The sequence below is a fragment of the Streptomyces sp. NPDC044984 genome (assembly GCF_040646935.1).
Taxonomy (GTDB): domain Bacteria; phylum Actinomycetota; class Actinomycetes; order Streptomycetales; family Streptomycetaceae; genus Streptomyces.
The window spans coordinates 13660-25690 of record NZ_JBEZBE010000034.1 but is presented as its reverse complement, the minus strand read 5'-3'; the positions used below and the strand labels follow the sequence as shown (position 1 = coordinate 25690).

General features: G+C 76.6%; 9 protein-coding genes. 8 read left to right on the top strand and 1 reads right to left on the bottom strand.

Annotation, left to right across the window (positions count from 1 at the left end; genetic code table 11):
* The first annotated feature begins 3 nt into the window (after positions 1 to 3).
* The 7 genes from AB0A94_RS30280 to AB0A94_RS30250 are packed head-to-tail and all read left to right on the top strand — an operon-like array spanning position 4 to position 9830.
* The gene (locus AB0A94_RS30280) at positions 4 to 1566 is read left to right on the top strand and encodes an ABC transporter substrate-binding protein (protein WP_361749129.1); all 1563 of its coding nucleotides are present in this window, start codon (positions 4 to 6) and stop codon (positions 1564 to 1566) included.
* Positions 1563 to 2543 carry an ABC transporter permease gene (locus AB0A94_RS30275; protein WP_361749128.1) on the top strand — a complete coding sequence of 327 codons (981 nt, stop codon included), beginning with the start codon at positions 1563 to 1565 and terminating at the stop codon, positions 2541 to 2543. The genes AB0A94_RS30280 and AB0A94_RS30275 overlap by 4 nt, the downstream gene beginning before the upstream one ends.
* Positions 2540 to 3361 carry an ABC transporter permease subunit gene (locus AB0A94_RS30270; RefSeq protein ID WP_361749127.1) on the top strand — a complete coding sequence of 274 codons (822 nt, stop codon included), beginning with the start codon at positions 2540 to 2542 and terminating at the stop codon, positions 3359 to 3361. Before AB0A94_RS30275 ends, AB0A94_RS30270 begins: the two co-directional genes overlap by 4 nt.
* Positions 3358 to 5076, top strand: coding sequence for an ATP-binding cassette domain-containing protein (locus AB0A94_RS30265; protein WP_361749126.1), 1719 nt, complete (start codon positions 3358 to 3360; stop codon positions 5074 to 5076). Before AB0A94_RS30270 ends, AB0A94_RS30265 begins: the two co-directional genes overlap by 4 nt.
* Positions 5054 to 6412, top strand: a complete 1359-nt coding sequence (locus AB0A94_RS30260; protein ID WP_361749125.1) for a class I SAM-dependent methyltransferase — start codon at positions 5054 to 5056, stop codon at positions 6410 to 6412. The genes AB0A94_RS30265 and AB0A94_RS30260 overlap by 23 nt, the downstream gene beginning before the upstream one ends.
* Entirely contained in the window at positions 6409 to 7833 is a 1425-nt protein-coding gene (locus AB0A94_RS30255) for a class I SAM-dependent methyltransferase (RefSeq protein WP_361749124.1), read from the top strand. The genes AB0A94_RS30260 and AB0A94_RS30255 overlap by 4 nt, the downstream gene beginning before the upstream one ends.
* On the top strand, positions 7830 to 9830 hold the full coding sequence (locus AB0A94_RS30250; RefSeq protein WP_361749122.1) for a condensation domain-containing protein: 2001 nt from the start codon (positions 7830 to 7832) through the stop codon (positions 9828 to 9830). Before AB0A94_RS30255 ends, AB0A94_RS30250 begins: the two co-directional genes overlap by 4 nt.
* Before the next feature lie 44 nt (positions 9831 to 9874).
* Here the strand turns inward: AB0A94_RS30250 and AB0A94_RS30245 are convergent, their stop codons facing one another.
* Complete coding sequence (locus tag AB0A94_RS30245) at positions 9875 to 10798, bottom strand: NAD(P)/FAD-dependent oxidoreductase (protein ID WP_361749121.1); 924 nt, start codon at positions 10796 to 10798, stop codon at positions 9875 to 9877.
* A 94-nt stretch (positions 10799 to 10892) separates the two neighbouring features.
* Here AB0A94_RS30245 and AB0A94_RS30240 point away from each other — a divergent pair, with 94 nt between their 5' ends.
* On the top strand, positions 10893 to 11993 hold the full coding sequence (locus AB0A94_RS30240) for a saccharopine dehydrogenase NADP-binding domain-containing protein (protein ID WP_361749120.1): 1101 nt from the start codon (positions 10893 to 10895) through the stop codon (positions 11991 to 11993).
* Positions 11994 to 12031: the final 38 nt, after the last annotated feature.

Sequence of the window (12031 nt, the reverse complement as noted above, 5' to 3'; positions counted from 1 at the left end):
CCCATGCACCAGCACCCGTCACCCCGTCCCCTCTCCCGCAGATCCGCCCTCACCGCCCTCGCGGCGGCCGGCGCCCTGCTGCTGAGCGCCTGCTCCGGCACACCCGCCGCCGACACCCCGCCCGCCCGCACCGGCACGCCCGTCGACGGCGGCACCCTGCGGTACGCCGTCGCGGGGTCGCCCGCCACCGCCAGTGACGACCCGCACGGCGGCCTCGGCAACGAGTCCGACGTCCTGCGCTTCGCCCTCACCTACGACGTCCTGACCGTCCCCGGCGAGGACGGCAGGACCCGGCCGCGACTGGCCACGGCGTGGAAACCCAACGACGCCATGGACCGCTGGACCCTCACCCTGCGCGAGGACGCCCGCTTCACCGACGGCACACCGGTGCGCGCCGCCGACGTGCTGTACTCCCTGCGCCGCATCGGCGAAAAGGCCGCCGAGAACTACGGCCGGCTCGCCGACTTCGACACGGCGAAGTCCACCGCCCCCGACGCGCACACCGTCGTCCTGGCCACCCGCGCCCCGATGGCCGACGCGCCCCGGGCCCTGGAATCCGTCACCTTCGTCGTGCCCGAGGGCACCGAGGACTTCTCCCGCCCCGTCACCGGCTCGGGCCCCTACCGGGTGGAGCGGACCGGCGCCCAGACCACCGTCCTGACCCGCAACGACACCTGGTGGGGCGAGCGCCCGCACCTGGACCGGATCGAGATCCAGGCCGTCGCCGACCCGCAGGCACGGGCCGACGCCGTCGCCTCCGGGCAGGCCGACGTCGCCGGCAGCGTCAGCCCCGCCGCCGTCAAGAGCGCCGGCTCCACGGCGAGGACCCGGGTCGTCCGGCGCGACGGAGTCACCGAGTACCCGTTCGTCATGCGCCTGGACACCGCGCCGTTCGACGACCCCCGGGTCCGCGAGGCGTTCCGCCTCGCCGCCGACCGCAAGGCCCTGGTCGACACCGTGTTCCTCGGCTACGGCGAGGTCGCCAACGACCTCCCCACCCCCTACGACCCCTCGACCCCGAAGGACCTGCCGCAGCGCACCCGCGACGTGACCAAGGCCAGGAAGCTGCTGGCCGAGGCCGGCCACGCCGACGGACTGACCGTCACCCTGCACACCACCACCTCCTACCCCGGCATGGACACCGCCGCCACCCTCTACGCCCAGCAGCTCGCCGACATCGGCGTCGACGCGGAGGTGAAGGTCGAGCCCGCGGACACCTACTGGACCGCCGTCTACGCCAAGAAGGCGTTCTACACCGGCTACTACGGCGGCATCTCCTTCCCCGACCTCGTCCGGGTCGGGCTGCTGTCCGACTCCCCGACCAACGAGACCGCCTGGCGCAGCGAGACCTTCGACGACGGCTTCGCCCGCGCCATGTCGACCGCCGACGCGGCACGCCGCGAGGAACTGCTCTCCGGCATCCAGCGCGAACTGTGGGAGGACGGCGGCTACGTCGTCTGGGGCACCGGGGACGGCCTGGACCTCGCCGCCCCCGGGGTGCGCGGACTGCCCGACGGACCCGGGTTCCAGCGCATGTTCATCGACCAGGTGTGGATGGCCAAGTGATCCTGCGCGCTGCCGGCCGCGCCCTGCGCCCGGCCGGCCGGGCCGCCGCCCTGGCCGTCGCCGCCACGGCCGTGGTCTTCACGGCCACCGAACTGCTCCCCGGGGACGCCGGGGAGCTGAGGACGGCGGGCAGGGCCTCCGCGGCGGACGTCGCGGCGGAGCGGGAGCGCCTCGGGCTGGACCGGCCGGCCGCGCTCCGCTACCTGGACTGGCTGTACGGCCTGGCCCGGGGGGACCTGGGACGCTCGCTGGCGGGCGGCAGACCGGTGGCGACGCTGTTCGCCGAACGGCTGCCCGCCACCGCCGTCCTGGTCGCGGTGGCGCTCGCGGTCACCGTGCTGCTCACCGCGACGGCCCTGACCGTGACGTACTTGCGCGGCGGCCGGGGCGGTTCGGCCGCCACCGGACTGGCCGCCGTGCCGCAGCCGGTGTACGCGGCGGTGCTCGGCGCGGTCCTGGCGGGGCTGCTGGGCTGGCTGCCCCCCGTGTCCCTGCTGCCGCCCGGCGGCTCCCCCCTGGCGGACCCCCGGCTCCTGGTGCTGCCGGCCCTCACCCTGGCGGTGCCCTCGGCCGCGTTCGCCACCGCCCTGCTGCGCGGGGCGCTGGCCGACACCCTGCGCCGCCCGCACGTGGCCGACGCACGGCTGCGCGGCCTGCCCGCCCCGCTCGTGCTGCACCGGCACGTCCTGCCCTTCCTGTCCGCGCCGGCGCTCCAGGTGACGGCCCTGCTGGCCGGCGGTCTCGTGGCGGGTACCGCCCTGGTGGAGACGCTGTTCGGCTATCCGGGCACCGGGCAGCTGCTGGTGTCCGCCGTCGCGGTGCGGGACGTTCCCGTGATCCAGGCCGCCGCCCTCCTCCCGGCCGCCGTCCTGCTGCTGGGCATGCTCCTGGCCGACCTGGCCGCCCGCCGCACCACGGTGCCCGGCCACGGGGGAGACACCGGTCCGTCGGGGCCGGGAGCGGGGAGGGCCGTATGACCGGCCGGTCCCTGCCGCTCCCGCCCGGAGCCGTCCGCCCTCCGGTGTCCGTGACCGCGGCCCTCGTCCTGCTGGTGTGCGTGCCGCTCGGCCGGTACGCCGCTCCGCACCCACCGGAGCGCACGGTCGCCGCCCCCTGGGCGCCGCCGGGCGGACGGCACCCGCTGGGCACCGACGCCCTGGGGCGTGACGTGCTGTCCCGGGTCCTGGCCGGGGGCACCCAGCTCCTGGCGGTGTCCCTGACCGCCGCGGTCGCCGCGGTCGCCTGCGGCACGGCCCTCGGACTGGCCGCGGGCTGGTCGCGAGGCCGTGTCTCCCGCACCGTACGGGCCCTGTGCGACCTGCTGCTGGCCGTCCCCGCCCTGGTCCTGGCCCTGGTGCTGGCCACCGCCCTGCCCGGGGCCACGGCGGTCGTCGTGGCGGCCGTGCTCGCGGGGGCCCCGCTCACCGCACGGGTCGTCGGCACGCAGTGCGCGCAGCTGCGCGGCAGCGGGCACGTGCACGCCGCCGTCGAGCGCGGCGAGCGCACACCCGCCGTCCTGCTCCACGAGGTGCTGCCCGCCCTGCGCCGTCTGGTGGCCGCCGACGCCGGACTCCGGCTCGTCACGGCGCTGCAGATCGCCGCGGCCCTCGCCGTACTCGGCCTGGGACCCCAGCCCCCGGACCCCGACTGGGCCCTGATGCTGAGCGAGAACCTGCCCGGCGCCGCGCTCAACCCCTGGGCGCTGCTGGCTCCCGCGGTCCCCCTGGCGGGCTGCGCCTGGGTGTTCGCCGCGGCCGCCCGGACGGCCGCCCGGACTTCGGGGGAGATGACATGACGATCCACACCCACGGTGAGCCGCTCCCCGCCGACGCCCCGCTGCTGGCCGCCGAGGGCCTGACCGTCCGCCGTGCCCTCGACGGGACCGTCGTCCTGCCGCCGGTCGACCTCCGCGTCGGCCCGGGGCAGGTACTGGCCGTCACCGGGGCGTCCGGCGCCGGCAAGTCCACGCTGCTGCGCGCCCTGCTCGACGCCCTCCCGGACGGACTGCACCGCGCGGCGGGCACCGTGCGCTGGCGCGGTACGACGGTGCCGCCGGGACGGGCGGCCAGGCGGTGGCGGCGTGCCCGGTGCGGCTGGCTGGCACAGGACCCGGGCGCGGCCCTCCACCCGCTGTGGCGCGTGGACCGGCTGATCGGCGAGGGGTTCACCGGTGACGCCGACGCCCGCGCCCTGCGGATCGAGGCACTGATGCACCGCCTGGGCCTTCCGCCCGGGCTCGCCGCCCGCCGGGCGGGGGAGCTCTCGGGCGGACAGGCCCAGCGGGTCGCCCTGGCCCGGGCCCTGTGCGCGGATCCGGAACTGCTCGTGCTCGACGAGCCGACCTCGGCACTGGACCGCGCGACGGCCGATCTGGTGGCCGAAGCGGTGCGGTCCCGCCGGGGGGTTCCCGGCCGGTGCGTCGTTCTGGTCACCCACGACGCCCGGCTGGCCGCGGAACTGGCCGACCGGACACTGGCGCTCGCCGCGACGGCGGCCCCGGCCTCCTCCGCGGATGCCCGCGCACGGGCGGCCGGCCCCGTACGGGGCCGGGTGCCGCGCTCCCTGGAAGAGGAGCCGCGCGGCCCGCTCGCCGGCCCTGTGCCGGCCCGTACGGCGGACCCGGCCTCCTCCGCGGATGCCCGCGCACGGGCCACGGCACGGGCGGCCGGCCCCGTACGGAGCCGGATGCCGCGCTCCCCGGAGAAGGAGCCGCGCGGCCCGCTCACCGGCCTTGTGCCGCCCCGCGCGGCGGACCCCGCCCCGGTTCCGGCCGCCGTGCTGTCGGCGCGGGGCCTGACCCTGCGCACCCCGGACGGCGCACCGCTGCTCGACCCCACCGACCTGGACCTGCCGGCGGGCGGCTGGCTGGCCGTCACCGGGCCGTCGGGCAGCGGCAAGACGACCCTGCTGCACGCACTCGCGGGCCGTCGTCCACCGGCCGGCGGACGCCTGCTCCTGCACGGACGCCCACTGCCCGCCGGGACCCGCTCGCGCGACCGGTGGATGCTGCGCGCCGTCCAGCTGGCCGGACAGGACACGCTGGCGGAACTCAACCCGGCGCACACCGCGGGCCGGGCGGTGGCCCGGCCGCTGAAGGTGTTCCACGGAACCACCGCGGCGGCGAGGCGGGAACGCGTACGGGAACTCCTCGAAGCCGTGGGACTCCCCGCCGAACTGTCCGGCCGCAGACCGGCGGAGCTCTCCGGCGGCCAGCGCCGCCGGGTCGTCCTCGCCCGGGCACTCGCCGCCGGGCCCGACGTGCTGCTGCTGGACGAACCCACCGCGGGCCTGGATCCCGACTCGGCGCGACTCGTCCTCGACCTGCTGGACCGGCTGCGGGAGGACGGGCCCGCCGTCCTGACCGTGACGCACGACGCCGCCACGGCCGCCCGCGCCGACCGCGTCCTCCACCTGACCGGGCGCCGCCTGGCCCCGCGACCGACCACGCCCTGCGACCACCCCCACGACGACAGAACGGAGCACCACGGTGTCCGACCACACGACGGCTGACCGCACCGGCCGGATCGCGGAGTCGCTGGCCGCCCATCCCTGGGTGGCCCGGGCCCGCCCCGCACCCGACGGCGGCGTCCACGTCGTCCCCCACCCGGACGCCGTGACCGCCGTACCCGAGCCCGGCCCCCTGATGCGCGAGCACCTCGAACAGTGGGCCGAGGTCTACGAGTGGACGTACGAGACGGCCGAGGGGCGGCACGCCGACGACCTCGACCTGTCCGGATGGCGGGCCTCCGACACCGGAGCACCGCTGCCCGAGGCCCACATGCGGGACTGGGTGGACCGCACGGTGGACCTCGTCCTGGCCCGGCGCCCGAGGAGGGTCCTCGAACTCGGCTGCGGCACCGGTCTGCTCGCCCACCGTCTGCACCCGCACCTGGACGGGTACGCCGGCACCGACGTCGCCCAGGTCGCGGTGGACCGCCTCACCGCCGCCGGCCTGCCCCGCACCGCGTTCGTCCGGGCCGCCGCCCACGAGACGGCCGTCCCCCGGGTGCGGGACGCCATGGACGCCGCCTTCGGCCCCGGCGCCCTCCCCGACTGCGTGCTGCTCAACTCGGTCACCCAGTGCTTCCCCGACCTGGCCTACCTGACGGCCGTCCTGCACGGGGCGCTGTCCGCCGTCGAGGACGGCGGCACCGTGATCGTCGGGGACGTCCGGCACTCCGGCCTGCTGCTCGACCACTTCGGACGGCTGGAACGGGCGCGCGACCCCGGGGCGGACGACACGACGATCGCCGCCAGGGCGGCGGCCGCCGCCGAGGCGGACGAGGAACTGTCCTTCACCCCCGCGGCCGTCGCCGCCGTGATCGCGGACCGGCCGCGGCCGGTCCGGATGAGCGTGCACGCCCGCACCATGGCCGAGGACACCGAACTCACCCGCTACCGCTACGACCTCGTGCTGCGCGTCGGCGGCCCGGACACCCGGCGGGTGCGCCGCACGCCCTGGGCGGGACACCGGGGGAGCGACGTCCGGGAGACGCTGCGCGGCGCGCTCGACGGAGGTCCCGTCGTCGTCCACGGAATCCCCAACGCCCTGCTCCACGACGCCCCCGGGGCGGTGACCCCGTACGCCCTGCGCGAGGCGCTGGCGGGAGCGGACGCCGCCGTACTGCTCGATGCCGCCGACCCGCGCATGCTGGCCGTGGCGGCGCCCGCGGACTGCGCCCCCGCCGCCGCGGAGGCACCGTCGCCCTCCGGTCCGGCCGCCCACGAGCCGTTCCCCCTGTTCGTGCGGCGCCGCCTGCCCGAGGTGCTGCGCGACCACCTGCGCCGGGCCGAGCCGGGCACGACCCCGCCGGCGATCACCGTGGTGGACGGCGGTCACGCGTGAACGGCGCCCTCACCGACGAGGTCCTCACCGGGCTCCCGGGCGTGACGGACTGGCAGCTGGTGCGCGGCGGCGCGCGGGACGCCCTGCTGGTGGCCGGCCCGCCCCCGGACGCACGGGTGCCGGCCGGCACGGACCACGACGACGCCCGCGCCGCGAGCCGGGCCGCGGACGCCGGTGACGCCGCCGTACGCGACGCCGATCCGGCCGCCCTCCCGGCGCTGATGCGGCAGCTCGACGAGACGGCGCTGCTGACGATCGCCCGGGTACTCGACCGGACCCGGCTGTTCCGCGCCGCCGGCCGGCCCGCCACCGAAGAGGTCCTCGGGGCCCTGGCGGTCGCACCCCGGCACGCGTGGATCGTACGGCGCTGGCTGCGCACCCTGACCGCGGAGGGCCGGCTCCGCCGGGACCCGGCGACGGGCCGCCACCACTCCCTCGTGGTGCCGGACCGCCGCGACCACGCCCGGGCGCTGCGCGAACTGGACGGCGCCTGCAGGGGCCTGGGCTACCCGGCCGCCATGACCCGGTTCTTCCGGGCCGCGGCCGAACGGCTTCCGCTGCTGCTCCAGGACCGCACGTCCCTGCAGGAGGTCCTCTTCCCCGACGGGGAGACGGACACCGCGCGGGGCAACTACCGCGACAGCGTCCCCAGCCGCTGGGCCAACCACGCCGCCGCGTCCCTGATCGCGGACGAGGCCCGCCGCCGTACGGCACCGGCTCCCCTGCGCGTCCTCGAGGCGGGCGCCGGGGTGGGCGGCACCACCGGCACCGTCCTGGAGGCGCTCGCGGACACCCCCGTCGACTACCTCTTCACGGACGTCTCCCCGTTCTTCCTGCGGGCGGCCCGGGACGTCTTCGGCGACCGTCCCGGACTGCGGCACGCCCTGTTCGACATCCAGGCCGACCCGCTCGCGCAGGGCCTGGAGCCGGAATCCCAGGACGTCGTCCTGGCGGCGAACGTCCTGCACAACGCACGGCACGCCGGACGCGCCCTGGCGGCCCTGCGGGAACTGCTGGCCCCCGGCGGGCTGCTGGTCCTGGTCGAGTCGTGCCGGGAGCACTACCAGGCGCTCACCTCCATGTACCTGCTGATGTCGCCGGCTCCCGGCGAACAGGACTGGTTCACGGACCTGCGGGCCGGCCAGGACCGCGTCTTCCTCACCGCCGGGGAGTGGACGAGGCACCTGGACGCGTCGGGCTTCGACCCGCTGCCCGTCCTGCCGCACGAGGCCCACCCCCTCGCCGCGGCGGCGGGCCAGCGCGTCGTCGCGGGACGCGTCAGAACCCGCGGCGCCCGCCCCGACCCCGGCCGCGTCCGCGCCGCGCTCGCCGACCGGCTGCCCCCCGCCCACCCCCTTCCGCGGATCCACCCCGTGGACGACATCATCCGCCCCACCGACCCGACTGGAGCCCCCTGTTGACCTCAGCCCCCGCCCCCGAGACCACCGCACCGGCCGACCTGGTCGACGCCGTGCGCGCCGTGTGGGCCGACGCCCTGGAGACCGACCCGGCCGCCGTACCGGCGGACGCCAGCTTCCTGAGCCTGGGCGGCGACTCCGTCCTGGCCGTCCGCATGGCCGCGATGCTCCGCAAACGGCTGGGCACGCCGCTGGCGCTGGCGGACGTCCGGGTCGAGCAGAGCGCCGCGCAGCTCGCGGCCCTCGTCCACGAACGCAGTACCGGCACCGGCGCGCCGCGCCCGCTGCCGCTCGACCTGCGCCGGCGCGAGGACCCGGACGCCCCGTTCCCGCTCCTGCCGCTCCAGCAGGGCTACTTCGTGGGCCAGCAGGACGCCTGGGAGCTGTCGTACCGCTCCGCCCACCACTACGTCGACATCGGGCTGGAGGACATCGACGCCGACGAGGCTCCCGAGGCGCTGCAGGACGCCCTGGAGCGCCTGGCCGAGCACCAGGCCGTCCTGCGGGCGCGCATCCTGCCCGACGGCCGGCAGCACATCCTGCCCCTGGACGACCCGGAGGCGGTCCCGCGGCTGCGGGTCACCGACCTGCGCGACGCCGACGAGGAGACGGCCGCCGCCCGGCTCGCGGAGATCCGCCACGAGATGAGCACCGAGGGCCCCGACCCGTCGAAGGGCTGCGGCCTGGACATGCGGCTGACGCTGATGCCCGGGGACCGCGCGCGGCTGCACTCCTCGACCAGCCTGCTGATCGTCGACGGCTGGTCCTCCGGCGTCTTCTACCGCGACCTGTTCGCCCTGGTCTCCGACTACAACGCCGTCCTCGCGCCCCTGGACATCGACTACGGCGACTACGTCACGACCCTGCGGGACCTGCCCGGCACCGAGGCGTGGCAGCAGGACCGCGACTGGTGGTGGGACCGTCTCGACGGCTTCCCGCTGCCCCCGGCCCTGCCGCTGGTGGCCGACCCCGCCGAGGTGCGCCCCACCCTGATGGGCACCCGGCAGGCGGTGCTCGACGCGGAGCGCTGGTCGGATCTGCGCCGCCTGTGCACCGAGCACGGGGTGACCCCGTCCGCGGCGATGTTCGCCGCCTTCGCCGCCGCCGTCGCCCGGGCCTGCGGCCACCGCCGCTTCCTGCTCAACACCCTCCAGCTGAACCGCCTCCCGCTCCACCCCGACGTGTCGCGCCTGGTGGGAGCCTTCTCCTCCACCATGCTCCTGCCGGTCGACCTGCCGGCGGCCCCCGTCTTCGCCGACCTCGCCGGCCGGGCGCAGCAGGACATCGGCGACGCGCTCGCCCACAACCTGATCACCGGCGTGGAGGTCTCACGCGAACTGGGCCGTCGCCGGGGCACCCACCGCCCGGTGGCACCCGTGGTCTTCCAGTCCACCCTCGGCGTGGACGCGGCACTGGGCAGCGAGGTCCCCCAGGAAGCGGGGCCCCTCGGGGCCATCGACCTGCTGAGCCACCACCAGCAGCTGCGGACGCCCCAGGTGGCGCTGGAGGTGCGGCTGTTCGAGCTGCGCGGGGAGCTGGTGGTCGTCTTCTCGCTGGTCGAGGAGCTGTTCGCGGGAGCCGACGTCGACCGGATGTTCGCCGACCTCATGGCCACCGTGGAGGCGCTGGTCGAACCGGAGGCCTGGGCCGCGGTGGTGGAACTGCCCGACGCGGTCGACGGCGAGCAGGCGGGGCCGCGCCGGCCGGCGTCCGGCCGGCGTCTGTCCGTACCCGCGGCGGCGTCCGGCGGAGCGGAGCCGGGGCCGCCCCGGGACGACACGGAGCGGGCCGTCGCGGCGTACTGGCACGAGCTGCTGGACCGCCCGGTCGACGAGCGCACCGCCGACTTCTTCGCGCTCGGCGGCGACTCGCTGCTCGCGGTGCGGATGCTCGCCTCGCTCGCGCGGGAGGGACGGGGGAGGGTGACGCCCCGGCGCTTCCTCCGGCAGCCCACGGTGGCCGGACTCGCCGCCGCCCTGCGCGAACCGGACGAGCGGTGAGGAGGGTGCGGCGGGGGCGGAGCCGTCCCCGCCGCACCCTGGTGTCAGCCGTTCAGGCCGGCGTCCTCGCGGAAGAGCTCCTGGTCCAGCCAGACCGCGGCACGGGCGCCGTCGGCGGCACCGGTGATCACGAAGGTGAGGGCGTCCGGCAGCGCCTCCAGACGGGCGGTGTCGCCGGCCGCGTACACCCCGGGCACGGACGTGCGCTGGAACTCGTCCACCCGCACACAGCCGTCCGGGAGGATCACGCAACCCAACTCCTCGGCCAGCGGGGAGTGCTGACGGGTGGGCGCCCGGTGGTAGACGCCCTGCCGCTCGAGCACCCGTCCGTCGGCGAGGACCAGGCGGACGGCACCCTCCTCGCCCTCGACGCGGGTCACGGCCGTCTCCTCCACGGCGATCCCGGCCGCGGCGAGCCGGCCCGCGGCCTGCTCGGGCACCGAGTGCCCGTCGGTGCACACGACCACGTCCCCGCTGAACCGGTCGGCGACGTAGAGGGCCTGCATGACCTGCGGCAGTTCGTGCCCCAGGACGGCCAGACTCATCCCGCTGGTCTCCCAGCCGTGGCAGAACGGACAGTGGTACACCCCCCGGCCGAACAACGCGGACAGTCCCTCGATCCGCTCGTCGAGCACGTCGACCTGCCCCGTGGCGAGGACGAGTTTGCGGGCGCGCTCCACCGTGCCGCCGGCCGACGTCACGGCGAAGCCCTGCGGCTCGGGGGCGGCGGACGTGACGGTGGCCTCCCGCACCTCCACGTTCGGGTAGGCGTCGAGCTGCTCCCGGCCTATACGGCGCAGCTCGGCGGGCGGGAAGCCGTCACGGCTGAGGAACATGTGCATCCGCTCCGCGGGCGCGTTGCGCGGGCGGCCCGAGTCCAGCAGGAGGACCCTCCTGCGCTGACGTCCGGAGACCAGCGCCGCGTTGAGACCCGCGGGGCCTCCGCCCACCACGATCACGTCGTACATCGTCGGTCACTTCTCCTCTGGCATGTCGATCAGTAATTGCGATAATAGTTATCATTTTCAAGAAGGGGTTCGGTAGGGAATGACGAGGAAAACCGTGCGACACACGGGAACCGTCGGAGTGCTGGGTGGTTACGGAGCGGTCGGCGGCGCCGTCGTACGACGGCTCCACCGGGCGGGTGCCGGCCCGTTGCTGGTGGCCGGCCGCGATCCGGGCCGGGCCGGGGAGCTGATCGCGGGCCTCCCCGAAGGAGGCCCGGACGTGAGCGCCCGCGCCGTGGACCTGGCCGACGCGGAAGCACTGGACCGCTTCGCGGCGGACTGCCGGCTCGTCGTCAACTGCGCGGGGCCGTCGTACCGGGTCCTCGACACGGTCGCGCGGTCCGCGCTGCGCGGCGGTGCCGACTACGTCGACGCGGCCGGTGACGACCCGGTCCACCACCTGCTCGCCGCCGACGGGGGCGCCGGACGGTGGACGGCCGCCGGACGGGTGGCCGTGCTGTCCGCCGGCGCGCTGCCGGGCCTGTCGTCGCTGCTGCCCCGCGCCCTCGCCGCCCGCACCCCCGGCGCCACGGCGCTGGACGCCTACCTGGGCGGCGTCGCGCCGCTCACGCCGGCGGCGGCCGGTGACGTACTGCTCGGCCGAGGACCGGAGCACGGCACTCCGGCGGCGGCCTGGCAGCGGGACCGCGTCCGGGAGCGCGCCCTGTCACCCCGCCGGGGGCTGCGGCTCGACGCCTTCCCCGCCCCCGTCGACGCCTTCCCCTACCTGTCCACCGAGGCCGTCCGGCTGGCCCGCGCCACGGGCATCGGGCAGGTGCGCTGGTACACCGTCTTCGGCGGCGGTCGCCTGGCCGAGGAACTGGCCATGGCGTGGGCCCTGGACAGCGCGGAGACCGCCGGGCTGGTCGCGGCGGCCGAGGAGGACGTGCGGCGCCACGGGGCCTGGTACGGACAGGAGTTCCACCTCAGGAGCGAAGCCGGGGCCGAAGCCGGGGACGGCCGGCCGGTCGCGAGCCTCGTCCTGCGCGCCGCGGACTCCTACGAACTGAGCGGGTTCCTCGCGGCCGTCGCCGCTCTCCGGACGCTCGACGGGTCGATCGCCCCCGGTGTGCACTTCGCCGCGGACGTGCTCGATCCCGCACGCGTCACCGAGGAACTGGCGGCGGACGGCGCGGCGGAGCTGAGCATGTCGTAAGGCGTCCGCCGGTGCGCTCTCCCGGCCGGACCGGGAGA